General features: G+C 71.1%; 21 protein-coding genes. 14 read left to right on the top strand and 7 right to left on the bottom strand.

The window, feature by feature from the left end; translation table 11 throughout:
* Positions 1–2: 2 nt before the first annotated feature.
* The 3 genes from AC6JA9_RS38460 to AC6JA9_RS38450 all read right to left on the bottom strand — a co-directional run bounded on the left by AC6JA9_RS38460 (position 3) and on the right by AC6JA9_RS38450 (position 4,206).
* Positions 3–2,540, bottom strand: coding sequence for an FtsX-like permease family protein (locus AC6JA9_RS38460; RefSeq protein WP_497958632.1), 2,538 nt, complete (start codon positions 2,538–2,540; stop codon positions 3–5).
* Positions 2,541–2,640: 100 nt separating this feature from the next.
* Entirely contained in the window at positions 2,641–3,351 is a 711-nt protein-coding gene (locus tag AC6JA9_RS38455; protein WP_074953981.1) for an ABC transporter ATP-binding protein, read from the bottom strand.
* 54 nt (positions 3,352–3,405) lie between these two features.
* Positions 3,406–4,206 carry an alpha/beta hydrolase gene (locus AC6JA9_RS38450; protein ID WP_497960821.1) on the bottom strand — a complete coding sequence of 267 codons (801 nt, stop codon included), beginning with the start codon at positions 4,204–4,206 and terminating at the stop codon, positions 3,406–3,408.
* 69 nt (positions 4,207–4,275) lie between these two features.
* On the opposite strand from AC6JA9_RS38450, the gene AC6JA9_RS38445 reads away from it, so the two are divergent.
* Positions 4,276–4,566 carry a DUF3467 domain-containing protein gene (locus AC6JA9_RS38445; protein WP_046716576.1) on the top strand — a complete coding sequence of 97 codons (291 nt, stop codon included), beginning with the start codon at positions 4,276–4,278 and terminating at the stop codon, positions 4,564–4,566.
* A gap of 13 nt (positions 4,567–4,579) precedes the next feature.
* Here AC6JA9_RS38445 and AC6JA9_RS38440 read toward each other — a convergent pair whose 3' ends face one another.
* Complete coding sequence (locus AC6JA9_RS38440; protein ID WP_223749694.1) at positions 4,580–5,167, bottom strand: hypothetical protein; 588 nt, start codon at positions 5,165–5,167, stop codon at positions 4,580–4,582.
* A 173-nt stretch (positions 5,168–5,340) separates the two neighbouring features.
* On the opposite strand from AC6JA9_RS38440, the gene AC6JA9_RS38435 reads away from it, so the two are divergent.
* The 7 genes from AC6JA9_RS38435 (at position 5,341) to AC6JA9_RS38405 (ending at position 10,624) form a co-directional block, all read left to right on the top strand.
* Complete coding sequence (locus tag AC6JA9_RS38435; RefSeq protein ID WP_074953978.1) at positions 5,341–6,096, top strand: hypothetical protein; 756 nt, start codon at positions 5,341–5,343, stop codon at positions 6,094–6,096.
* 23 nt (positions 6,097–6,119) lie between these two features.
* Positions 6,120–7,034, top strand: a complete 915-nt coding sequence (hemF, locus tag AC6JA9_RS38430; RefSeq protein ID WP_141330512.1) for an oxygen-dependent coproporphyrinogen oxidase — start codon at positions 6,120–6,122, stop codon at positions 7,032–7,034.
* A 5-nt stretch (positions 7,035–7,039) separates the two neighbouring features.
* Positions 7,040–7,522 carry a hypothetical protein gene (locus AC6JA9_RS38425; protein WP_223749695.1) on the top strand — a complete coding sequence of 161 codons (483 nt, stop codon included), beginning with the start codon at positions 7,040–7,042 and terminating at the stop codon, positions 7,520–7,522.
* A 315-nt stretch (positions 7,523–7,837) separates the two neighbouring features.
* Positions 7,838–8,755, top strand: coding sequence for an Immediate early protein ICP0 (locus AC6JA9_RS38420; protein ID WP_497958631.1), 918 nt, complete (start codon positions 7,838–7,840; stop codon positions 8,753–8,755).
* Between the two features lie 78 nt (positions 8,756–8,833).
* A complete protein-coding gene (locus tag AC6JA9_RS38415; protein WP_141330510.1) occupies positions 8,834–9,448 on the top strand; it encodes an RNA polymerase sigma factor in 615 nt (204 codons plus the stop codon).
* Between the two features lie 79 nt (positions 9,449–9,527).
* On the top strand, positions 9,528–10,169 hold the full coding sequence (locus AC6JA9_RS38410; protein ID WP_046716569.1) for an anti-sigma factor family protein: 642 nt from the start codon (positions 9,528–9,530) through the stop codon (positions 10,167–10,169).
* Positions 10,166–10,624: a hypothetical protein gene (locus AC6JA9_RS38405; protein ID WP_420715346.1), complete on the top strand. Its 459-nt coding sequence runs from the start codon at positions 10,166–10,168 to the stop codon at positions 10,622–10,624. The genes AC6JA9_RS38410 and AC6JA9_RS38405 overlap by 4 nt, the downstream gene beginning before the upstream one ends.
* 50 nt (positions 10,625–10,674) lie before the next feature.
* Here AC6JA9_RS38405 and AC6JA9_RS38400 read toward each other — a convergent pair whose 3' ends face one another.
* Both AC6JA9_RS38400 and AC6JA9_RS38395 read right to left on the bottom strand, forming a co-directional pair.
* On the bottom strand, positions 10,675–11,460 hold the full coding sequence (locus tag AC6JA9_RS38400; RefSeq protein WP_223749698.1) for a hypothetical protein: 786 nt from the start codon (positions 11,458–11,460) through the stop codon (positions 10,675–10,677).
* A gap of 116 nt (positions 11,461–11,576) precedes the next feature.
* Positions 11,577–12,149: a hypothetical protein gene (locus tag AC6JA9_RS38395; RefSeq protein ID WP_223749699.1), complete on the bottom strand. Its 573-nt coding sequence runs from the start codon at positions 12,147–12,149 to the stop codon at positions 11,577–11,579.
* A gap of 404 nt (positions 12,150–12,553) precedes the next feature.
* On the opposite strand from AC6JA9_RS38395, the gene AC6JA9_RS38390 reads away from it, so the two are divergent.
* The 3 genes from AC6JA9_RS38390 to AC6JA9_RS38380 all read left to right on the top strand — a co-directional run bounded on the left by AC6JA9_RS38390 (position 12,554) and on the right by AC6JA9_RS38380 (position 16,007).
* A complete protein-coding gene (locus AC6JA9_RS38390; RefSeq protein ID WP_046716565.1) occupies positions 12,554–12,790 on the top strand; it encodes a hypothetical protein in 237 nt (78 codons plus the stop codon).
* 72 nt (positions 12,791–12,862) lie between these two features.
* Positions 12,863–14,479, top strand: coding sequence for a phospholipase D-like domain-containing protein (locus AC6JA9_RS38385; protein ID WP_223782783.1), 1,617 nt, complete (start codon positions 12,863–12,865; stop codon positions 14,477–14,479).
* Between the two features lie 124 nt (positions 14,480–14,603).
* Complete coding sequence (locus AC6JA9_RS38380) at positions 14,604–16,007, top strand: hypothetical protein (protein WP_223749701.1); 1,404 nt, start codon at positions 14,604–14,606, stop codon at positions 16,005–16,007.
* A gap of 11 nt (positions 16,008–16,018) precedes the next feature.
* Here the strand turns inward: AC6JA9_RS38380 and AC6JA9_RS38375 are convergent, their stop codons facing one another.
* A complete protein-coding gene (locus AC6JA9_RS38375; RefSeq protein WP_497958630.1) occupies positions 16,019–18,337 on the bottom strand; it encodes a PAS domain-containing sensor histidine kinase in 2,319 nt (772 codons plus the stop codon).
* Between the two features lie 182 nt (positions 18,338–18,519).
* Here AC6JA9_RS38375 and AC6JA9_RS38370 point away from each other — a divergent pair, with 182 nt between their 5' ends.
* The 3 genes from AC6JA9_RS38370 (at position 18,520) to AC6JA9_RS38360 (ending at position 22,903) form a co-directional block, all read left to right on the top strand.
* On the top strand, positions 18,520–18,903 hold the full coding sequence (locus AC6JA9_RS38370) for a BlaI/MecI/CopY family transcriptional regulator (protein WP_141330281.1): 384 nt from the start codon (positions 18,520–18,522) through the stop codon (positions 18,901–18,903).
* A 3-nt stretch (positions 18,904–18,906) separates the two neighbouring features.
* Positions 18,907–21,093: a M56 family metallopeptidase gene (locus AC6JA9_RS38365; protein WP_497958629.1), complete on the top strand. Its 2,187-nt coding sequence runs from the start codon at positions 18,907–18,909 to the stop codon at positions 21,091–21,093.
* A gap of 91 nt (positions 21,094–21,184) precedes the next feature.
* Entirely contained in the window at positions 21,185–22,903 is a 1,719-nt protein-coding gene (locus AC6JA9_RS38360) for an aldehyde dehydrogenase family protein (protein WP_497958628.1), read from the top strand.
* The last annotated feature ends 43 nt before the right edge of the window (positions 22,904–22,946 follow it).

The raw sequence follows: 22,946 nt of genomic DNA, 5'->3' as shown, positions 1-22,946 counted from the left end.
CGTCACTCCTCCCTCAACGCGAGCGCGGGATTGGCTCTCGCCATCCGCCACGCCGGGTACAGCCCCGCCAGCGCCGAGGCCACCAGCGCCAGCAACATCGCCTGACCCAACGTCTCCGACGTCACCGCGAGCCGCAGCGTCCACCCGAAGGAGCGCTGGTTGATGACGTGCACCAGGATGTACGCCAGCCCCACGCCCAGCGGCATGGAGAACAATCCCGCCAGCAACCCCAGCAGCCCCGTCTGCAGCGACACCAACCCCCACAGTTGCCCCGGCGTCAGGCCCATCGCGCGCAGCACCGCGAACTCGCGCGAGCGCTCCAATTGCAATGACATCAACGCGCTCAGCACGCCCACGAACGCCACGCCGATGGCCAGCAGCCGCAGCACCTGCGTAATCGTGAATGTGCGGTCGAACACCTCCATCGACGCTTGTCGCAGTGAGCGATTCGGGCGCACCAGCAGCGCCTGTTCATCCCCCGCTTGCGCTCGCACGGTGTTCACCAGCGCGTCCACGTCCTGCCCCGGCGTCGCGTACAGCGCGACGCCGCTGACGCCCCGGTCGTCGAACCAGCGGTCATACGTAGCGCGAGGCATCAGCATCGTCCCCACGTCGGAGCCGTAGTCGAAGTACACCCCGGCCACCTTGAAGTCATGCGGCCCGCGGTCCGTGGAGAGCCGCACCGTGTCGCCCACCTTCACGCGCCGATGGAACGCGAAGGGCTCGGACACGACGAGCGAGTCTTTTGACGCGTCCAGCTCGCGCCACACCGCGGCCTCGTCGCCGCCCTCCTTGAAGCGATAGGGCCGCGCCGGTGATTGGCTGAAGTCGACGGCGATCAGGTCCGTGGGAATCTCATTCGCGCGCACGAGCGCCACGCGCAACGTGCTGCTGCCAGCGATGCCCGGTGTCGCTCGGAGCTTCTCGGCGAGTCCTGGCACCATCGTGGCGCCACCCCGCCGCGCGACCAGTGACGGCGGTGAGATGAACACGTCCGCCTGGAGCGACGTCTCCAGCCAGGACAGCACCGTGCCCCGGAAGCTGGACACCATCAGTCCCACGCCCACCGTCGTCGCCACCGCCACCATCAGCGCCGCCAGCGCCACCGCCGTGCGGCTCAGGCTGGTCCTCACCCCACGCGCGGCCATGCGCCCGAGCAATCCGAACGAGAGCCCCAGCGGCAGCGCCGCGTACAGCGACAGCCGCTCCGTCACCCACGGCACCAACAGCGCCGCGCCAAGCAGCACCGCGAACAGGCCCACGTACGCGGGGAACAGCGCTGGCGTGGACCAGCTCAGGAGCCCCACGCCCACCGCGAGCACGGCGACTCCCAGCACCGCGAGCCGAGGCGCGCGAGTCCTCGACACATCCTCCAGCGTCGAGCGTCGCAGCGTCGTCGCCGGAGCCGAGCGCGCGGCCTCCCAGGCCGGCACCAGCGCCGCGAGCACCGTCGCGCCGAGCCCCAGCGCCAATCCCTTGGCCAACGTGAAGGGCTCCAGCGCCAGCCCGCGCACGCTCACCACGAAGTAGAGGTCATTGATGGTCTGGGTGATGAGCCCCACCAACCCACGACCCAACAGGATGCCGAGCAACAGCCCCGCCACGGTGCCCACGACGCCGAGCACCAGCGCCTCACCGAGCACCAGCGCGAACAGCTCGTTCCGGGTGATTCCCACCGCGCGCAGCCGTCCCAGCAGACCGCGCCGCTGCACCACCGAGAACGTCATCGTGTTGTAGATGAGGAACATCCCCACCACGAGCGCCAGGAGCGACAGCGCGGTGAGGTTGGTGCGGAACGCCCGCGTCATCTGCTCCACCGTGTTCGCCCGCGCCGACGAGCGCACCACCTCCACGCCTTCGGGGAGCGTCGAGCGCAGCGCCTCCGCCTGGTCCTCCGTCAGCCGCAGGTCCACGCGCGTCAGCCGGCCCATGCGGCCCAGCACCTCCTGCGCCGTGGAGATGTCCGTCAGCACCAGGGCCTCCAACGCTCGCGCGGTATCCTCGTCGGCGGGAGCGAGCAGCGCGGCGATACGCAGCGAGACCTCACGTCCCTCCACGCGCACAGGCAACCGCTCTCCGGTGCGGACACCCAGCGCCCGCGCGGCGCGCTCGCTCAGGAGCACCGCGCCCGGCTCGGTGAGCAGCGCGCTCACGTCACCGACCGCTTCGCCTCCCGCATACGCGCGGAAGGGAGACTCCATGAACGGGTCCACGCCCAGCACCGTGAGTGTGCGCCGGTCCCCTACGGCGGCCTGTACGTAGCCCTCGACGACGGGCGCCGCCACGGGCGCGTCCTGTCGCAAGCGCAAGTCGCGATACACGTCCTCCGACAAGCCCGACGTCCCGCCCACGAGCTGATGCGTGGCACGTCCCGCCACCGCGTCCGTGGATCGCTCGAAGGCACGAAGCGCGCTGCCGCTCGCCAGGTCGATGGACACCACCACCGCCACGCCGAGCGCGATGCCGAGGAGCGACAATGCCGTCAACCACGGATGCCGCCCCAGGTGACGCAGGCTGGAGCGCACGAGCAGGTTCCTCACGGGCGCCCCCCGGTCCGGGCTTCATGCGCGCCGCGGCTTCCATCCTCGATGCCCGGACAGCTCGCCCACGCCCAGCCGTCCGTGTGCGCGATGCACCGATTCACGGCCGCTCCTTCCGGTGCGCCTCTCGCTCCACCAGTCTCCCGCCCACCATCTCCAGCACCCGGTCCGCGCGCGCCACCAACCCCGGCTCATGCGTGACGACGAGCGCGCACGCCTGTCCCCGCCGCGTGAGCCCCTCCAGCAAATCCAGCACCTGCCGCCCCGTGGCCTCGTCCAGGTTCCCCGTGGGCTCATCCGCCAACAGCAGCGGCGGCGCATGTGCCAGCGCCCGCGCCACCGCCACGCGCTGCTGCTCTCCGCCCGACAGCCGGTCCGGGAAGCTGCCCCCGCGGTTCGCCAGCCCCACCTGCTCCAACAGCTCGCGCGCCCGCGCGCCCGCCTTCGCCGCGTCGCTCCCGTTCAGCTCCACCGGCAGCCGCACGTTCTCCTCCACCGTCAACGTGGGCAGCAGGTTGAAGGCCTGGAAGATGAACCCCACGCGCTCGCGGCGCAGCAGCGTCCGCTCACGCTCGCTCAGCGCGCCCAGGTTCTTCCCATCGACGTGCACCTCGCCGCGCGTGGGCAGGTCGATGCCGCTGATGAGGTTGAGCAGCGTGGACTTGCCCGAGCCGCTGCGGCCCAGCAGCACCACGAACTCACCGCGCCACAGCGACAGGCTCACCCCGGAGAGCACCTCGCGTGCGGTGTCGCCTTCGACATAGGACTTGGTGACGTCTCTCAGCTCGACGACGGGAGGCGTGTCGGACATGGGTGGGCTCTTGATACACGGGCGCCCGGCTTTTCGCCGCGCCCCGAACCCACCTCATGCGCCCGCGGGTTGTGGCTCCCATTCCCCGAAGTCACGCCACTGCCCCAGGAAGTCCGCCACCTCCCGCGCGAACAGCCGCCCGTCCGTGTCCCGCGGAATCACATGGAAGCCGCGCCGCAGCGACACCACGCGCACACACGGCGACGCCGTGAGCCGCCGCGCCAGCCAACGGCCCCCCTCCGGGTCCACCACGTGGTCCTGCTCGGCCACCGCCACCAACACCGGACAGCGCACCTGCGCCACCCGCCGCGCCGCCTCGTCCTGCAGCGTCACCAAGTCCCTGAGCCGCGCCACCGGGAACGCCGACAGCACCGGCGCCTCCGCCAGCGCCAGCGGGTCCGAGATGTCCGTGCCCGTCTTCTCCACCCACGGCCGCGCCCACTCCAGCAGCGGCGTGCGCGACAACTGTCGGATGAGCATCATCCGAGGCCCCCGGAACCGAATCGCCGGCGCCGCGAGCGCCAACGCCCGCACCGCCTCCGGCCGCTCCGCCGCCAGCCCCAGCGCCAACAACGCCCCCATGGACAGCCCCGCCACGTAGACGCTGGAGTGCCCCCGCAAATCGTCCAGCGCCTCCAGCGCCGCCTCCCGCCAGTCCCGCCAGGTGACGCGCAACAGCGCCTGGGGCGTCGTGCCATGGCCGGGCAAGAGGGGGGCCACCACCCGCATGCCCCGCGCGGCCAGCGCCTCGCCCAGGGGCCTCACATCCCAGGGACTGCCGGTGAAGCCGTGAAGCAAGAGGCACGCCTCCGGGCCTTGCCCCAGGTCGAAGGGCCCCGTCTTCGCCGCGTCCATCGGGAGCAAGGTGTCCATCATGAAGACACGCTGGTCACGCGAGGGCCCAGGCGCTATGCCACATGCCTCATGGCGGACACTCCGAAGCCCCCGGACATGCAGTTGCAGATTCAAATCGACGAGGACGTCGCCAATGGTCAGTACGCCAACATGGCCCTCGTGAACCACACGGACACGGAATTCACCCTGGACTTCATCTACGTCCAGCCGCAGCAGCTGCGGGCCAAGGTGCGCTCGCGCATCATCACCAGCCCCAAGCACATGAAGCGGCTGATGCTGGCCATGCAGGACAACCTCAACCGCTACGAGGCGAAGTACGGCCCCATCGTCCTGCGCGAGGACGACGGGGGCATGCACTGACGCCCGGGCGCGCTCACTCCTCGGTGGGCTCGCTGGGGTCCCTGCCCAGCGCCAGGTAGTGCTGGGCGCGCGTCTCCAGGAACGCGGCGAAGCGCGGCTCCACCCGCTCCAGCACCTCCCACTCGAAGTCCGGCGCCCGGCGCACGACGGGCTTCGACGGTGACAGCGGCTCGCCCAGGACGTACGTGCCCGTGGGCACCTGGGCCAGCTTGGAGTCGCGGTCCCCCGCGCCCAGGCTCGGGTGCGACATGGCCCGGCCGATGGTCGTGTAGGCCATGCGGTAGGCGCGCACCACCGCGCGCCCGTTGGACGTGGGGTGGACCTGGACGAAGATCTTCGACCAGCTCGCCCCGCTGTCCAGGTTGCCCTCGATGCGCCAGGTGGTGTGGACGTAGAGCGGGTCGACGCTCGGGAGCAGCTCGTACTTCTGCTCCGCCAGCAGCTGGCGCGTCGCCTCCAGCAGCGCGTCGGGCGGCAGCTTGTAGACGGCGTTCGCGCTGGTGGTCTCCAGCAATTGCTGTCGAGGGTCCCGGGTGACGGCGCAGCCGCTGGCCCCCACGAGGAGCCAGGCCGTCACCCACGTCGAGAGGCGTGAGCGCATGGAAATATGTCCGGAGGTGGCCCCGTACGTGGAGTGACGTGAAGCACGGTCCGACGCCCGGGGCGATGGCGTGGGCTTCGCGTGCTGGAACGCACGGGGCGTGGTCCCCATATCGCCAGGGCCCGGGAACGGATTTGGCATCCACCCCGCAGGGGCGCAGACTTGGCTCCACCGTGCTCCGATTCCTCGTGCCGTTGTTCGTGCTGCTCCTCGCCCGCGACGCCTTCGCCCAGTGCCTGGGGGACGGCGTGCAGGTCTTCCCCACGCCGGGCGCCATCGTCCCCATCAACAGCCGCTTCCTCCTGGAGGGCGTGGGCACGGCCCGCGAGCCGGTGGTGGCGCTGGTGGGCAAGAAGCTGCGGCTGGTGGCGGACGGCCACGAGGCGGAGGTGAAGGCGCAGCGCGGTTGGGAGAGCAGCCTGGGCCGGGCCACCATCATCCTCAAGGTGGTGGGCAAGCTGGAGGCGGACAAGCGCTACACGCTGCGCATCGACGAGGCGCTGCCCAACGTGGCGCTGCTCAACGGCCGCGGCGGCGCGGTGCTGCCCGAGTGGCACACCGGCAAGGGCGCCGACACCCAGCCGCCGCGCTGGCTCAAGCGCCCCGCCGTCTCCGAGGGTTTCCTGCGTCGCACCGCCCAGGGCACCGCCCGCTTCGTGCGCTTGAACCTGTCCCTGCGCGAGGAGAGCCCCGCCTACCTGGTGGTCAAGCTGGAGCCCCGGCGCCCGGGCCCCAGCGTGCAGCAGTACGTGGTGCCGGTGACGAACAACGCGGCCTTCATCGGCCATGAGGCGTGCAGCGGGACGTTCGCCATGGAGGACGGCCGCAGCTACCGCGCCCGCATCGAGGCGTTCGATGCCGCCGGGCACAACGCGCCCCCCGTTCCTCCTGTGGACTTCGAGGCGCCGGCCGACTACTCCGCGCAGTGAGTGGGCATCGCCGGGAGCCGAGCATGACGAAGGTGGACGTGGAGAGTCTCAAGGAGCGGATGGCCGCCTTCACCCAGTCCCTGCAGGACGAAATCTGTCAGGCGCTGGAGACGCTGGATGGCTCGGCCCGCTTCCGCGAGGACCCGTGGCAGCGCCCCGGCGGCGGCGGCGGGCGCACCCGCGTGCTGGAGGACGGCGCCGTGCTGGAGAAGGCGGGCGTCAACACCTCGGTGGTCTTCGGCGAGCTGGAGGACCAGTTCGCCAAGAAGCTCCAGGGCGAGGGGCGCAGCTTCTGGGCCGGCGGCATCTCCCTGGTGCTCCACCCGCGCAACCCCCACGTGCCCACCGTGCACGCCAACTACCGCTTCATCCACCAGGGCGGCAAGGCGTGGTTCGGCGGCGGCGCGGACCTGACGCCGTACTACCTCTACGAAGAGGACGCGGCGCACTTCCACCGCGTGCACAAGGCCGCGTGCGACAAGCACGACGCCGCCTACTACCCGCGCTTCAAGGCGGCGTGCGACCAGTACTTCTTCCTGCGCCACCGCGACGAGACGCGCGGCGTGGGCGGCGTCTTCTTCGAGAACATGGGGGGCGAGCTGGAGCGCGAGTTCGACTTCGTGCGCGACTGCGGCCGGGCCTTCGTGGACGCGTACCTGCCCATCGCCCAGAAGCGCAAGGACACGCCCTACACCCCCGAGCAGCGCGTCTGGCAGGAGGTGCGGCGCGGCCGGTACGTGGAGTTCAACCTCGTGTACGACCGGGGCACCGTCTTCGGCCTGGAGACGCGCGGGCGCACCGAGTCCATCCTCATGTCCCTGCCGCCCCAGACGCGCTGGCGCTACGACTTCCACCCGGAGCCCGGCACCTGGGAGGCCCGGCTGGTGGACGTGCTGCGCAGCCCGCGCGACTGGGCCGCGTGGACGAAGGAGGGCTGAGCGCCATGGCGAAGACACCCGCACCGAGCGGTATGGGCAGGAAGTGGCCCTTCGCCGTCGTCGGGCTCGTGCTCGCGACCGGGGCCGCCTTCGTGTTCGCGTACCGGCTGTCGCCCGCGCCCGCCGAGCCGCTGACGGACCGCGAGGCGCGCCTCAACGTGCTGGCCTTGTGTGACGCGGTGCAGGCCTACCGCGACGAGCACGGCAACTACCAGCTCGCCGGGCCCACGCCGCGGGAGGTGCCCCGGGGCGGCCGCGCGGTGCCCTTCCCGGAGGACGAGGCCTTCCACCGGCTGGGCTTCGAGCCCCAGGACGGCGTGCGCTTCCAGTACGAGGTGGTGCTGCAGGAGAGCCCCGTGGGCGAGCCGGAGGTGTCGTGCCTGGCGCGCGGCGACTTCGACGCGGACGGGCTCAACTCCGTCTATCGCGTGCGCCTGGACTCCAATGGCATGACGACGCCCATCGAGGTCGAGCGCGAGGGCGAGTAGCCCCCGGGCGCAACCCGCCCCGCTCCTGGCGCGAGAATCCGGGAGATGGGCCACGTCGGAGACATCCGGGCGCCTCGCGAGGGCCCCCGCTCGGGCAGGGGAGGTGGGCGCCCGGGCTCGGGGACACCGCCCGCCGGCCTGCCTGTGCTCCCTGGGGACGGCGTGGCGTACGGCACCGAGCCTGGCCGCCCGCCGCGCGCGTCGGTGGCGGACACTTCGTTCAACCCCCGGAACGGTCCTCCGGAGCGACCCGCGCTAGGCTCCGACCCTCTCGAGCAGCCGCCGTCCCACTCCACGGCCGATGAGGAACCCGCCATGTCTTCTTCCTCGCGCGTCCCCTCTGCCTTCGCCCGGCTGGCCCAGCACATCCTCAAGTCGCCGGCGGGCCCCATCCCCCGCGTGGGCCCCAAGGCGCCGGAGCGCGGCGGCCTCCCGGGGGGCAACAAGGACGGCTTCAAGAGCCAGGTGCCCACCACGGGCCAGCCGACGCTGGGGGGCCAGGAGCGCGCCCCGCTGCGCAAGGTGGCGGAGCTGGTGCCCCCTGGACTGGAGAAGCTGGTGGGCAAGCAGGAGCTGGGCGTGCGCTTCGGCTCGGACGCGGCGCTCCTGTCCGCGCACCTGCAGCCCTCGGGCATGTCCGGCTCCGAGCGCGCCACCCGGCTGTGGGCCTTCTTCGCCGCGTACGCGGAGACGGCCGCCGCCCAGCCGCCCCAGAAGGAGGGCCAGGAGGCCTTCCGGGAGTCGCTGGAGGGCCACGGCTTCGCGGAGCTGCGCGACGCGAACACGGGGAAGGACGGCGTGACGCAGGGGCTGTGGGTGCTGGAGGCCCGCACGCCCGACGAGGCCCGCGAGCGCGTGGCCAGCGTCCGGCTGGAGCCGCCCCCGGAGGTCCGCCACTCGGAGGCCGCGGTGCGCGCCGAGGGGACCGTCGACCCGGGGCTCGCGGCCCAGGGCCGGGGCCCGGACTCGCTGCGAGGCGCGCCCGCGCCCATCGCGATGCGGCCGGCGGAGTCCCAGGAGCGGGACGAGGGCGAGCCGGACGACGAGGGCCTCCCGCGCCGCACGACGAACAAGAAGCTGGGCGCGATGATGCTCTGGAACGTGCTGCACCGCTTCCGCGACGACGCCGAGGACGGCGCGGTGGCGCAGGGGCAGTGGGACCGGGTGGCCTTCGGGGCGGTGCTGGCCCTGGTGGGAATCGCGCTCGTCGTGCTGGCGCTCGTCAGCCTCTAGGGCGGGCGAGGGGGACTCTTCCGGTCCGCGTGCGAAAAGTCTCGGCCCCCGCCGGCTTGTGGTACGTTGCCGCACCCATTGGCAACCGACGACCTCACACTCGTCAAGCGCGTCCGGAGCGGCGACCAACGCGCCTTCAAGCTCCTCGTCGAGCGTTACCAGCGCAAGGTGTACGCAGTCGCGCTCGGCATGCTCAAGGACAAGGAGGAGGCGATGGACGTCTCCCAGGAGGCGTTCGTCAAGGTCTACAAGTACCTGGACCACTTCAAGGGCGACTCGTCCTTCTACACGTGGCTCTACCGCATCACCGTGAACATCTGCATCGACGTGCTGCGAAAGCGCGGCGGTGGAGGCGAGGCGGTGGAGTTCGACGAGAGCCAGGCCATGGACCTGTCCGAGGCGCGCATCGGCGCTTTGGGCAGCCGCCTGGGCACCAACCCCCAGAAGAGCGCGCTGAGGCGGGAGCTGGCGGAGAAGATTCAGGAGGCCCTGAGCACGGTGCCGGAGAAGCACCGCGCCATCCTGCTGCTCCGGGAGATCGAAGGCATGTCCTACGAGGACCTGGCCCGCACGCTCGATATTCCCAAGGGCACCGTGATGAGCCGGCTGTTCCATGCCCGGGCCAAGGTCCAGAAAATCCTGAGTGAATACCTGGAGTTGGACGAAGCGAAGAGCGGCGTGGGGAACGAATGAAGGGCCCTCGAATATCTGAGGGGACCCGGCGTCACAGCCACAGCATTCGCAGGTTCCACCACCGAGCAGGGTGAAGGTTATGGCCGGAAATCCCGCATGTGAGCGTTTCGTCCCCATGCTCTCTCCGTACGTCGACGGAGAGCTGACGCCCGCGGAGCGGGTGAACGTGGAGCGGCATCTCACCGCCTGCCGAGACTGCACCGGGCGCGCGGCGGACCTGCGCGCCGAGTCGGGCCTGCTCCGGGTCGGCCTGGACATGGCGGTGGACGACGTCGACTTCAAGGACTTCGCCCAGAAGGTCATGGCGCGGGTGACGCCGGAGAAGCCGCCCCTGTTGGAGCGGCTGAAGCTGGCCCTGTCGGAGATGTTCCTCTACCAGCGCACGGCGATGGTCTCCTCGCTGGCCACCGCGGCGGTGCTGGTGGCGGTGGGCCTGCCGCTGCTGCTCAGCGACAGGGCCCCGGTGGGCTACGGCGCCGAGCGCATGACGGTGAAGTCCATCCAGCCCTACCAGGACGCGCGCGTGGCGCCCGTGGTGATGGAGACGGACAATGGTGGCACCATCATCTGGCTGGTCGACGAGGAGACGCAGGACGACCCGTCCCAGGAGGATGAGGAGCAGGGCGAGGACATTGGGGGCGGCCTTCGTGGCGGCAAGGGAGTAAAACCCCTGGGCAAGCCGAAGTCGGAAGTGGAGCGGCCCTCGGGAGGTCCCCTGTGATGAGACACATGTCGTCCGGCCGGGTGTTGCTGGCCGTGCTGGGCCTGGGCGTGCTCATGCCGCTGGTGAGCCAGGCCCAGGAGGAGCAGAAGGTCCGCGTCCAGGTGGAGGTGGTGCTCGCCTCCAAGAAGGGCACGGAGGTGGACCCTCCGGAGCTGGCGAAGATGAAGGAGCAGTTCCAGAAGCAGAACTTCAACTTCACCTCCTTCAAGCGGCTGTCCAACGACACGCTGGACGTCACCGCGAAGCAGTCCACCGAGGTGAAGCTGCCCAACGGCAGCAACGCGTCGCTGCAACTGGTGGGCATGAAGGACGGCACCGCCACCGTGCGCGTGGCCATCCCCCGCCAGCCCACGCTGGACGTGGAGCTGGGCCGTCAGGGCGCCGTCTACCAGAAGGCCGGCAAGCACGTGGGCGGAGAGCTCATCCTGGTGCTCTCCCCGCCCTCGAAGTAACCCCGGGCCGGCCGCGTCACGCTTTGGCCGGCCAAGGTCTTCTCGGGACTTCAGGCGGCCCGGTCCACCGCGAGCGCCACGTCGCTGAAGTCCGTCTCGTCCACCTCGAAGGGCTCCTCGACGCGCGAGGGCGCCGGGGCCACCGTCGCCTGGCGGGGCTCGGCCTGGTCGGCGCGCTCGTGCTCCAGGTGGATGCGCAGCCCGTCGAACATGGTGTCGAACGCGCGGTAGACGCGGTCCACCATGGCCAGGGCGTCGCGGCGCACCTCGGGCTCCAGCACCATGGCCTCCAGCTCCGCCGCCAGCTCCTGCTCGAACATGGCGTGCTGCGCCTCGGCCTGCATGTGGTGGTCGGAGAAGTACTTGAGCCGCTCGTCGGCGCCCTGCGCCGCGCTGACGATGGCGGTGCGGCTGAAGAACACGTGGCTGGTGGACTCCAGCGCCCACAAGAGGACGATGCGCAGCCGGTCGTCCACCGGCCGGTACACCTCGCTGATGATGGCGTAGGCGGCGTCGCGCGTCTTCGCGTGCGCCTTGCCGTAGAGCGCGCCGATGCTCAGCGAGCCCCCGGTGAGCTGGGCGATGTCGTCCTCGAACCACTGGTCATGGCCGCCCTCCTCCGCGTGGTGGCGCGTGGCGAGCATCTTGAGATGAGCGTCCTGGATGAAGTGCGCGTTGAGGCGCAGCACGTCCTGGAACGTCATCACCCAGAACGTCAGGCGCGGCGCGAACGCCATCACCTGCTCAATCGGGCGGTCCTGCTTCAGGTCCGAGAAGAAGGGGTGTGAGGCGAACCGCTCCTCGCACACCGCGATGTGTTGGAGCACGGCCTTCATGGATGTCCCTCCCAGATGCGGATGCTTGGACTCCGCTCGGCCCTGGCGGAGTGTCTTGTCGAAGCGCCCAGGCCCACGCAGGGGAGATGTGTGGGCTTGGAGGCCAGCGGTGTGCGCTACCAACTGATGTTGTACGTACAGGCCCCATCTCCCCGGCGACGGCAACTCTTGGGGTCATGTTCAATACGCACCCAAAGAGAATCCTTGGGGCGGAATTTGTCGGTGATTGCCTCCAGGAGGCCGTAGTCCAGGTCGCACGGGTAGGGATTGTCGCAGCGCATCCTCGCGTTGCGCTTGTCCACGGGCTCGAAGTGGTAGCCGCCGATGTTGCCCTTGCCGCGGTGGTTCATGCCGTAGGCCATGTTCACGCCGCGCAGCCCCTTCTCCAGCGTGTCGATGTCCGGCGGGAAGTGCGCGCTGTCCGGAATCTTCCGGCCAATCGTTCGCACCGTGCTGGGGCCAATCTTGTCGAACACCAGGCTGAAGGACTTCAGCAGCGCGGACATCGGGTACCAGGTCTTGGCCTCCAGCGGGGTGATGCCATTCTCCGCGAGGATGCGCAGCGCCCGCGCCTGGGCCAGCTCCATCCCGTTGACGATGGCGAGGATGGACTGACCGATGACCTCGATGCCCTGGTAGGACGCGAAGGCCGGAGGGGTGGGATGGACGGAGGGGGTCTTCAATTCCATACGTGGCTGACCTCGCGATTCGATGCCACGCATTGAACCGGGTTTCGCGGGTATTTTCAAATTGACTGATATGTTCAAACTTTTCCGTTGCTGTGGATGTTTTGGATTGGGGCGGGGCTGACCCATGTCTCACTGTCTCGTGTCTGATTCCAGACAGTCATGTGTGGCGTGGGACGTGGGGGTGGGTGTGCCCATGCGGGGCTGGGAACATTGGGTGCGGAGATCGCCGCACGGACTGAAAAAATGGCAGTCCTTCCAGCCCTCCGGGCGGGGGCGAGTGCCGCAAACCCGCGAGAGGACAGGGGGAGGCGGCTCGGCACGTGGGTTGCTCAAGGGCAGGGGGCAGTCGGGCGGCGGCGGTGGCGGCGGGATTACGCGGTAACCCTCATCCTTGGAGAAGAACCATGGCGAAGACTCAGCGGCGTGGAGCGGTCATCCGGAAGGCTCGGCAGGTCAAGGCGACGACGGCCCGTGCGGTGTCGGGGGCTGGCAAGAGCGCTCGCAAGGTGCAGGTGACGCTGGGGGACCTCATCGCGGCCGCGTTCGACACGGTGGGCGGCGAGGTGAAGAAGGTGAAGCAGGTGATGTCCTCGCAGGACATGGTGCTGGCCACCGGCAAGCACATCGTCTTCGTGGGCTGAGGGCCGGGGCCTTGGCGGTGAGGGCGCCACGAGCGCGTGGCGCCAGGGGAGGGCGGCGAGGGGGTTGGGTGTGTGAAGCGCATCATCATTCCCGGACGCAACTGCTGGACGGTGGAGGAAACGAGCGACGCGGGCGTTCTCGTGGATGGACGCGCCTACTACCGTGAGCTGTACCGGGCCGCGAAGAAGGCCCGGCGCTACATCGCGATGACGGGCTGGCAGTTCGACAGCGACGTGTCGCTCCTGAGAGGCGAGGACCTGGAGGAGGCGCGCGGCGGCGAGGTCCGCCTGCTGCCCATGCTGGACGCGCTGTGTCGGGCCAACCCCGAACTGCACGTGTACATCCTCGCGTGGGACTTCAGCCTGCTGCTCGCGATGGAGCGCGAGTGGATGCAGCACCTGCTGTTCAACTGGACGACGAACGAGCGCGTGCGCTTCCGCTTCGACCCGTCCAGTCCCTTGTATGGCGCGCACCACCAGAAGCTGGTGGTCATCGACGGCGTGCAGGCCTTCAGCGGCGGCATGGATGTCTGTGATTGTCGTTGGGACGACCGCGACCACCGGCTGAGCTCGTCGCTGCGCTGCGACAGCGGCAGGGACCCGCATGGGCCCTACCACGACGTGCAGGCCGTGTTCACCGGACCGGTGGTGGGCCGGCTGACGGAGCTGTTCGAGGCGAGATGGGCGCACTCGGGCGGCGGCGAGCTGCACCTGCCGACGGTGGCGCGCGACGACGTGACGTTCAGCTCGAGCGTGCCGGCGCCGCCGGGGCCGGTGGCCATCAGCCGCACGTTCGGCAAGACGCTGCTGCCGCCCCAGGAGGCCGTGCAGGAGGTGCGCGCGCTGTTCCTGGACGCCATCGAGGCGGCCGACCGGTTCATCTACATCGAGAACCAGTACTTCTCCTCCCGCGCCATCTTCCAGGCGCTGGTGCGCCGCTTCCGCGAGTCCGGGCGTCCACCCATCCAGGTGGTGCTGGTGTTGCCCAAGCAGCCCGAGGCGCTGCGCGAGCAACTGGCCATGGGCATCGCCCAGGTGCGGCTGCTGCGCGCGCTGGAGCGGGTGGCGCGCGAGACGGGCAACACCTTCCGCGTGTACTGCTCGGCGGCGCGCGACGAGCAGACGGGCGAGGACGTCTATACCTACATCCACTCGAAGGTGATGGTGGTGGACGACCGCTTCCTCACGCTGGGCTCGGCCAACACCACCAACCGCAGCCTGGGGTTGGACTCGGAGCTGAACCTGAGCTGGGAGGCGGAGGCCGACGGCGACGCGGTGTCGCGCGCCATCCGCCGCGTGCGGGTGTCGTTGATGGCCGAGCACGCGGGGCTGTCCGGCGCGGAGACGCTGGCGCCGCTGATGCGCGCGGACGCGGGGCTGGTGGACTGGCTGGACGCGGTGGCGAGCGCGGGGCTGCACCGGCTGCGCCCGCACCCCATGGAGACGGTGTTCGACCAGAGCCCGCTGCTCAAGTCGCTGGAGCCCGAGGACCTGGTCATCGACCCGGAGGACTCCGTGCTGGACGAGTCCCTCTTCGAGGCGCTGCGCGGCGGCGAGGACGGGCTGTTCGCCTCCGGCATCCGCCTGCTGTCGCGCTGGCTGGTGGGCGCGGCCGAGGAGCGGCCCCACCGGGCCATCCTCCCCGCGGACGCGGACTCCGAGGGGGGCGGCCACTACGGCGGAGGGTGACGCACCCGTCACTCCCGGGGTGTCACCCGTCGGGTGGGTGTGCCGAGGCTCGGCAGTGTCACCCACACCCGGGCGGCGGCCGGGCGCTTCGCGGGAGGGCGGGGCCGGGTAGACTCGGGAGACGATGACTGGCGCCCCCCTCCTCGTCCTGTTCGCCCTCGTTACCCACCAGAGCTCCACCATCTCCGAGGAGGGGCCCTCGGACGAGAGCTCCATCTCCTCCGGCCAGCAGACGCCCGTGTCCAAGGCGCGCCTGGACGAGCCCGCGCCCCCGGGCAGCCGCAAGGGCGGTGACGGCTTCGGCTTCGGCGGGCAGCTGGAGGTGGGCGGGCTGAGCCTGCCGTCCGGCACACCGGGAGGCGGGCAGGACCTGTTCATCCGCGTCTACCCGTCGCTGGGGCTGACGAAGGGAGACTCCTTCGTGCTGCGGCTGGGGGCGAACCTCCGGATGCGCATGGTGGACGAGGAGCCGAAGCAGGCGGACGGGGACTACGGCGCGCGCCTGCGCCGCGAGGACTGGGACGAGCTGAGCGACATGGGGCAGGTGGTGCGCATGCTGCGCATCGGCCAGGAGGGCCGGCCGTTCTTCCTGCGCGTGGAGCCCTTCGTCGAGGAGTCGCTGGGCCGGGGCTACCTGATGGGCCGCTACAGCAACGTGCTGTCGCCCGACTACCACCCGGCCGGCGGCTCGCTGACGGTGGTGAAGGGGCCGGTGCGCGCGGAGGTCATCGCGAGCGACGTGCTCGCCGCGCGCATCTTCGCCGCGGAGGTGATGTTGGACCTGGGCCGCGCGGCCAGCGACGACGCGAACCGCTTCGACCGCTACCTGCTCCGCCTGTCCGCCGCGCACGACGCGGGCAAGGCCGGCGGCGAGTCCCCCAACATGACGCTCACCTCGCTGGGCGGCGACATCGCGCTGTACAAGGGCGAGCGGCTGCGCGCGTGGGCGCTCCTGGGCGGCGGCGCGCGCTTCGCTGAGTCGCACTCTCCGGCGGTGGGTGGCCTGTTGGGCGTGGCCTTCGAGGGGCAGCTGGCCAGCGGCACGCAGCTGAGCGTGACGGTGCAGGGCCGCCGTCAGGGCGGGCGCTTCCGCTTCGGCATGTTCGGCCCGGACTACGAGCTGGGGCGCTTCTCCGGCACGGGCCTGGCGGAGCAGCCCATCGCGGACGAGGAGCTGCCCACGGGCTTCTCCGGCTACCTGGAGGCCTCCATCGCCAAGGGCAGCGCGGACACCACGCTGCTGCTGGGCAGCGTGGCCGCGCAGTATCACGGCTTCGGCCGCACGGACCTGGACGTGTCCGCGGGCTTCGAGCTGCCCGGCGGGCGCACCCGCGTGCTGGGCCGCGCGGTGCTGACGGCGCTGGGAGACCGGCCGCGCTACTCGGTGAGCGCGGAGGTGCGTCAGCGCCTGGTGAACCACCTGTACGCCTGGGGCTCCGGCGGCACGGTGCACTTCCCGCAGGCGGACAACGTGCTGGTGCGCGGCGTGACGGTGGGCGCGGGCGTGGGCGTGGACTTCCAGCGCTGAAGGCGCGCGCCTCAGGGGGCCAGGGGCAGGGTGAAGTGGAAGGTGGAGCCGTGGCCCACGCGGGTGTCCACCCAGATGTGGCCGCCGTGGCGCTCGATGATGTCGCGGCAGATGTAGAGCCCCAGGCCCAGCCCGCCGAAGCCGGAGATGGGCGCGTTGCGCGCGCGGAAGAAGCGCTGGAACAGGTGCTCGCGCTGGTCCTCGGGGATGCCGATGCCGGAGTCGCGCACGGACACGTGGGCGCAGCTCCCGTCGCGCTCCAGCTTCAGCCGCACGCAGCCCCCGGTGGGGCTGTACTTGAAGGCGTTCTCCAGCAGGTTCGACAGCACCTGCGCGAGCCGCCCGCGGTCCCCCAGCACGACGAGCGGCTCGGGCGGGACCACGCGCTCCAGGGTGTGCTGTCCCGTGAGCGGGCGTGTCTCCGCGAGCACCTCGTCGATGAGCGTCTGGAGCTCCACGGCGCCCCGGTGCAGCTCCAGCCGTCCCGCCTCGATGCGGGTGGCGTCCAGCAGGTCGTGGATGAGCAGCGACAGGCGCGACACCTGGGAGAGCGCCTTGTCCACGTGGTGGGGCTTGGGGGCGTGGCCCTGGGTGGCCTGCTGCTTCATCATCTGCAGGTGCAGCTTGAGCGGCGTCAGCGGCGTCTTCAGCTCGTGGGCGGCGATGGACAGGAAGTCGTCGCGGACGCGGATGGCCTCCTGGGCCTCCTTGAGCAGCCGCTCGCGCTCCTGTCGGGCGCGGTGCTCCTCGGTCACCTCCACGACGACGGCGCCCAGGCCGACGATGCCCGCGCTGGGCGTGCTCACCGGGTAGTAGCTGACGCGCCAGTGGCGCAGCTCCTCCGGCGTCGCGGGCACGTTGCCGGACATCTCCATGTCGCTCATGGGGATGCCCGTCTCCATCACCTGGAGCATCAGCGGCGCGAAGTGCGGCGCCATGAGCGGGTTGGCCTCCCACACGGTCCGCCCCAGCTCCCACTCGCGCGAGTGGCCGTGCAGTGACGCGAGCGCGGTGTTGATGCGCAGGTAGCGCAGCTCCCGGTTGAGGAACGCGAGCCCCACGGGCGCGTGGGCCAGGAAGGTGTCGAGCAGCGCGAAGGACTCCTCGGTCCGCTCGCGCGCGTTCTGCTCCGCGACCAGCAGCCGCTCCCGCTCCACCTTCGCGCGGCGCTCCTGCGTCACATCCCGGTAGCTCCACACCCGGCCGATGATGGCGTCGCCCATCCGCTGTGGCAGCGACGTGCCCTCCAGCACGCGGCCGTCCTTCATCTCGATGACGTCCACGTGGACGGCGTCGGAGGGGATGTACTGCGCCTGGATGCTGGCGAGGAACGCCTCCGGGTCCGCCGTCTGGGGCGCGGCGTGGCGGAGGGCCGCCTCCGCGATGCGTGGGCGCATCAGCGCGTCGCTCAGGTCCCACATGTCCTGGAAGCGCTTGTTGAAGGCGATGATGCGCCGCTCCGCGTCCACCACGATGACGCCGTCCGCGATGGAGTCGAATGTCGCGCGCAGCACGGAGTGGGTGTGCTCCAGGCGCTCGCGCGCGCGGCGCTGCTCGGTGACATCCACCAGCAACCCGCGCAGCCTCACCGGCCGGCCCTCCTCCGCGGTGGCGGTGACCTGCGTCCGCATCCACACGGCCTGGCCGCTGTCGGTCATCATGCGGAACTCCAGCTCGTGGGTGCGCCCCTGGCGCAGCGCGCCCAGGCAGGTGGCCATGACGCGGCTCCAATCCTCCGGATGGACATGGCGCGCCCAGAAGTCGGGCTCGCTCACCCAGCGCCGCGCTTGCAGCCCCAGCAGCCGCTCCGCCTGGTTGCTGACGAAGGTGAAGCGGAACTCCGCGTCCGCCTCCCACACGATGCCGTCGATGCTGTCGATGAGGCTCTCGTAGTGCTCGCGCACGTGCTCCGCGCTCGGGACGGCGTGCGCTGTTCGCGGGGCCTGTCGCGGCTGAAGCCGGGCGCATGCGCCCACGAGCGAGCCGTCGTCCCCGTACACGGGGAGCACCACGGCGAAGAGACGCTGTCCCTGGCCGCTGCCCTCACCCAGCCCCTGCTCGCCCGCCAGCGCGGCCCGCACGGCGGTGAAGAGCCAGGGCAGGCGCGCGAGGACCTCTCGGCAGGAGCGGCCCTGCTCTCCACCGCCCTCCCAGCCGGCCGCCAGCGCGAGCACCAGGTCCATCCAGATGACGCCTCCCTGGGCGTCGACGACGAGCGCGGCGCGCAGGTCGCGGCCCACCTGGAGCAGCCGCTCGTGGGGCGTCACGGGGCGCGAGGCGGCCTGGGCACCCGGGCCCGCCTGCCATCGTCGCATGTCGCCCTTCGCCATGCGCTCCACCTTCCGTGCCCATGTCGCCTGCTCCCGTCCCGGACCTGGGAGGGCGCTGTTTCAAACATGGGACGCGCTCCGGGCCCGCGAAAGGGCGCCGCTCCCCTGGAGCCTCGCGCTTGACTACGTTTGTAGTCACGCGTACCTTCTTCGTGACTACAGTTGTCGTCACGGGATGCGCCATGAAGAAGCCGGTCGGTGAGCAGGAGCTGTCGGTGCTGCGGTACGTGGCCGAGCATGGGCCGGCCACGGTGGGCGAGGTGGCGGAGCGCTTCGGCGAGGCGCAGGGCCTGGCGCGCTCCACCATCCTGACGGTGATGGAGCGGCTGCGGCAGAAGGGGTACCTCACGCGGCGCAAGGTGGACGGCGTGTTCCAGTACGCCTCGCCGGTGCCGGAGGGGGAGCTGCTGCGGGGCGTGGTGGACGACTTCGTGCAGAGGACGTTGTCCGGCTCGCTGTCGCCGTTCGCCGCGTATCTGTCGGAGGCGGAGGATGTCTCCGACGCGGAGCTGGCGCAGCTGCAGGACGTGGTGGCTCGGCTTCGCTCGAAGAAGAAGAAGGACTAGCCCATGCGAACGGAATGGCTCGTGGATGTGGCCGCGTGGCTGTCGTCATGGCCGGAGGGACTGTGGCGCGCGTCGTGGCAGGGCGCGCTGTGCGCGGGGCTGGTGTGGGCGCTGACGCGGCTGTGGGCGCGGATGCCGGCCGCGGTGCGCGCGGGGCTGTGGTGGCTGGTGGCGCTCAAGTTCGTGGTGTCGCTGGTGGGGCCTCATCCGCTGTCGCTGCCGGTGTTGCCCGCGTCGCTCTCGTTCCTGGGCGGCGCGTCGGCGGAGCCGGTGGCCTCGCTGGCGCAGGTCGAGCCCTCGGCGCCGGTGGTGCATGGGGCGTACGTGGAGGCGCCGGTGTACCGCGGGGTGGGCACGCGGGAGGTGCACGTGGAGAAGCGCGAGGTCGCGTCGGAGGGGCTCGTCGTGTCGCCGGTCGCGCCTCGCGGTGAGGTGGCGGGGTGGACGCGGATGCTGGCGTCCCATGGGAAGGCGCTCCTCTTGTGGGCGGTGCTCGCGGCGTGGCTCGGGGGCGTGGTGTGGCGGGTGCGGGCGCAGGCTCGCAACTGGGTGACGATGGCGCGGCTGCGTCGGGATGCGCGGTGCTTGAATCATCCGGACCTGGAGGAGGAGGTCCGCGAGCTGGCCGCCAGCGCGGGGCTGCGGCGCGTGCCGGCGCTGCTCGTGTCGGACCAGGTGACGAGCCCGCTGGCCACGGGGTTGTGGAAGCCCGTGGTGGTGCTGCCGACGAAGGCGGTGCGACGGCTGCCGCTGGCGGGGCTGCGCATGGCGCTGGCGCACGAGGTGGCGCACCTGAAGCGCGGCGACTTGTGGCTCGGCTGGGTGCCGGCGCTCACGGAGGCGCTGCTGTTCTTCCATCCGCTCGCGCGGCGCGCGGTGAAGGAATACGCGCTGGCTCGCGAGGAGGCGTGTGACGCGGAGGCCCTGCGTCTCACCGGCGCGGAGCCCGCGGATTACGGCGAGCTGCTGCTCGCCTTCGGGGTCGCCCGTCCCCATGGAAGCGCCGCGGCGCTCGGCGCCTCGGACCACGTTCACGCGTTGCACAGGAGGTTGAGCATGCTGGAGCACGTCGACATCGGTTCCTCCCATTCCCGTCGCTGGTTGAAGGTGACGCTGTCCGTGCTGGGCCTCGTGGCCCTGGTGCCCTTCCAGGTCGTCGCCCGGCCGGAAGGACAGGACACGTCGAAGGCACCGGCGCCCGCCGCCGCGCCTTCTCCGGCGCCCGCCGCCGAGACGCCGGCCTCGCCGTCCCAGAAGCAGGGCACGACGCGCACCGGCGTGATGCCCGCGCCGACGCCGGCCTCGCCCGCCGCTCCGCGAACGCCGGTGTCGCCCACGGCCCCGGCTGCGGTGACGCCGCCGACGCTCGTGACGCCGCTGACGCCCTCGATGCGCGTGATGCCGCCGACGCCTCCGACGCCGATGATGGGGAGCGCGCCGCGTCCTCCCACGCCGCCGACGCCGATGATGGCCATGGCGGGTGGGCCCCCGGCGCCGAAGCCGCCGCGTCCTCCCGAGCCGCTCGATGACGACTCCGGCTACGTGCTGCTGTCCGGCGACAGCGCGACGATGAACGGCAGCATGGTGGACCTGCAGCTCGCCAAGATGTTCAAGGACAAGAAGGGCGGCGAGCTGCTCTACGTCCGCCGCAAGGGCGAGACCTTCCTCATCCGCGACGCGGCCACGCTGAAGACGGTGCGCGAGGCGCTCAACGACGTGCGGACCGCGGGCGAGGCGCAGGGCAAGGTCGGCGAGCGCCAGGGCGCGCTGGGCCGCGAGCAGGGCGCGCTCGGCATGAAGCAGGGCGCGCTGGGCATCAAGCAGAGCGAGCTCGGCCTGCGGCACGCGGAGCTGGCCCACAAGCGCGCCGGGCTGCGCTTCGAGTCGAACCGCGCGGACGCCCTGCCCGAGGCCGAGCGGGAGCGCCGCCAGGCGGAGCTCGACAAGCAGGAGGCGGAGCTGGACAAGCAGATCGACGCGCTCGACGAGCAGCAGAAAGCGTTGAGCCGTGAGCAGGAGGCGCTCGGCCGCGAGCAGGAGAAGCTCGGCGAGCGTCAGGAAGCGCTCGGTCGCGAACAGGAGAAGGTCAGCGAGAAGGCCGAAGCCCTGCGACGCGAGGCCGAGCGCAAGGTCCAGTCCCTCATCGACGAGGCCCTGAGGAAGGGCCTGGGCCAGCCGCTGCCCACCTGATGACGGTTGCCGGCGGGCACCTGGGACGCGGGGATGAGCGCTCCTCTACCGTGAGAGGAGCCACCCGTCCTCTCACAGGAGGCCCCGTCCGATGAGTCTCGCCGCAAGTCCGCAGGGAACCCCCGCCGGAGCGCTCGAGTCCGCCATCCAGCGCGTGAAGTCGGGCTCGCTCTCCTGGGTGAAGCTCACGCTGCCGGAGCGAATCTCCCTCCTGGAGGAGCTGGGGCGGGGCTATGTCGCCATCGCGGAGCCGAGCGTGCGCGCGGCGTGCGAGGCGAAGGGCATCAAACCCGACAGTCCGCTGGCCGGTGAGGAGTGGCTGTCGGGCCCCATGGTGGTGGTGCGCAACCTGCGCCTGTTGGCCGCCTCGCTCCGGGACATCCAGCACCACGGGGTCCCCCGCATCCCCGCCTCCCGCCTGCGCACGCTCGAGGACGGGAGGCTCGCGGCGCGCATCTTCCCCATGGACTCGCTGGAGGGGATGTTGCTGCCGCGCAACGAGGGCGAGGTCCACTTCCAGCCCGGCGTCACCGCCGCCAACCTGCGCGAGCACCAGGCCGCGTTCTACCGGGAGCCGCACGGCGGCCGGCTGTGCGCGGTGTTGGGCGCGGGCAACGTCAACTCCATCCCCCCGGCGGACTGTCTCTACAAGCTGTTCGTCGAGGGCACCGCCTGCGTGCTCAAGATGAACCCGGTGAACGCCTACCTGGGGCCCTTCCTGGCGCAGGCGTTCGCCCCGCTGGTGCGCCGGGGCTTCTTCGCGGTGGTGTACGGCGGAGCGGCGGAGGGCGCGGCGCTGGTGTCACATCCCGCGGTGGACGAGGTCCACATCACCGGCAGCGACAAGACGCATGACGCGCTGGTGTGGGGACCGCCGGGGCCCGAGTCGGACGCGCGGCGGGCCCGGAACGAGCCGCTCCTGAAGAAGCCCTTCACCAGCGAGCTGGGCAACATCTCCCCGGTGGTGGTGGTGCCGGGGCCGTACTCGGACGGCGAGCTGCGCTTCCAGGCGGACAACATCGCCGGCATGGTGGCCAACAACGCGTCCTTCAACTGCAACTCCGCGAAGCTGCTGGTGCAGCCGAAGTCGTGGAGCGCGCGCTCGCGCGTGGTCGACGCGGTGGAGGCGAGCCTGGGCAAGGCGGCCGTGCGGCGCGCGTACTACCCGGGCGCGGACCAGCGCTGGCGTCAGTTCACCGAAGGCCGCGCGCACCTGCGCCAGGTGGGCCGGGCCGCGGAGGGGGAGCTGCCCTACGCGCTGATTGCCGACGTGGACCCGCTCCAGACGCAGGACCGCGTCTTCCGCCACGAGCCGTGGTGCACGGTGTTGTCGGAGACGGGGCTGGAGGGGACGGACGACCCGGTGGCCTTCCTGGCGCGCGCGGTGGCGTTCCTGAACGAGAAGGTGTGGGGCACGCTGAACGCCACGCTCATCGTGCATCCGGGCTCGCTGAAGGACGCGGAGGTCTGCCGCGCGGTGGAGCAGGCGGTGCGCGAGCTGCGCTACGGCACGGTGGCGGTGAACACGTGGCCCGCGGCGGCGTACGCGCTGGTGTCGCTGCCGTGGGGCGGGCATCCGTCCTCGACGCCGCGAGACATCCAGAGCGGGCTGGGCTGGGTGCACAACACGTTGATGCTGGAGGGGGTGGAGAAGTCGGTCCTCCGCGCGCCGCTGACGAACCTGCCGGCGCCTCCGTGGGTGCCGGGGCACCGTGGGGTGGGTGAGCTGGGACAGCGGCTGGTCCAGTTCGAGAAATCGCCCTCGTGGCTCAAGGTGCCGGGCATCGCGGCGGCGGCCCTGCGTCGCTGAGTGTCACGACCCGCTCTCCCAGCGCAGGGCGGGGGGCCTCGGG

The sequence above is a fragment of the Myxococcus sp. MH1 genome (genome assembly GCF_059738865.1).
Note: the sequence above shows the minus strand (reverse complement) of the source record. Positions and strands in the feature narration are given on the sequence as shown.

Bases quoted from the DNA above. Each gene is read 5' to 3' on its own strand.
- AC6JA9_RS38455 (WP_074953981.1), bottom strand. From the start codon at position 3,351: ATGTCCGACACGCCTCCCGTCGTCGAGCTGAGAGACGTCACCAAGTCC.
- AC6JA9_RS38450 (WP_497960821.1), bottom strand. From the start codon at position 4,206: ATGGACGCGGCGAAGACGGGGCCCTTCGACCTGGGGCAAGGCCCGGAG.
- AC6JA9_RS38445 (WP_046716576.1), top strand. From the start codon at position 4,276: ATGGCGGACACTCCGAAGCCCCCGGACATGCAGTTGCAGATTCAAATC.
- AC6JA9_RS38440 (WP_223749694.1), bottom strand. From the start codon at position 5,167: ATGCGCTCACGCCTCTCGACGTGGGTGACGGCCTGGCTCCTCGTGGGG.
- hemF (WP_141330512.1), top strand. From the start codon at position 6,120: ATGACGAAGGTGGACGTGGAGAGTCTCAAGGAGCGGATGGCCGCCTTC.
- AC6JA9_RS38425 (WP_223749695.1), top strand. From the start codon at position 7,040: ATGGCGAAGACACCCGCACCGAGCGGTATGGGCAGGAAGTGGCCCTTC.
- AC6JA9_RS38420 (WP_497958631.1), top strand. From the start codon at position 7,838: ATGTCTTCTTCCTCGCGCGTCCCCTCTGCCTTCGCCCGGCTGGCCCAG.
- AC6JA9_RS38410 (WP_046716569.1), top strand. From the start codon at position 9,528: ATGGCCGGAAATCCCGCATGTGAGCGTTTCGTCCCCATGCTCTCTCCG.
- AC6JA9_RS38400 (WP_223749698.1), bottom strand. From the start codon at position 11,460: ATGAAGGCCGTGCTCCAACACATCGCGGTGTGCGAGGAGCGGTTCGCC.
- AC6JA9_RS38395 (WP_223749699.1), bottom strand. From the start codon at position 12,149: ATGGAATTGAAGACCCCCTCCGTCCATCCCACCCCTCCGGCCTTCGCG.
- AC6JA9_RS38390 (WP_046716565.1), top strand. From the start codon at position 12,554: ATGGCGAAGACTCAGCGGCGTGGAGCGGTCATCCGGAAGGCTCGGCAG.
- AC6JA9_RS38380 (WP_223749701.1), top strand. From the start codon at position 14,604: ATGACTGGCGCCCCCCTCCTCGTCCTGTTCGCCCTCGTTACCCACCAG.
- AC6JA9_RS38375 (WP_497958630.1), bottom strand. From the start codon at position 18,337: ATGGCGAAGGGCGACATGCGACGATGGCAGGCGGGCCCGGGTGCCCAG.
- AC6JA9_RS38370 (WP_141330281.1), top strand. From the start codon at position 18,520: ATGAAGAAGCCGGTCGGTGAGCAGGAGCTGTCGGTGCTGCGGTACGTG.
- AC6JA9_RS38365 (WP_497958629.1), top strand. From the start codon at position 18,907: ATGCGAACGGAATGGCTCGTGGATGTGGCCGCGTGGCTGTCGTCATGG.
- AC6JA9_RS38360 (WP_497958628.1), top strand. From the start codon at position 21,185: ATGAGTCTCGCCGCAAGTCCGCAGGGAACCCCCGCCGGAGCGCTCGAG.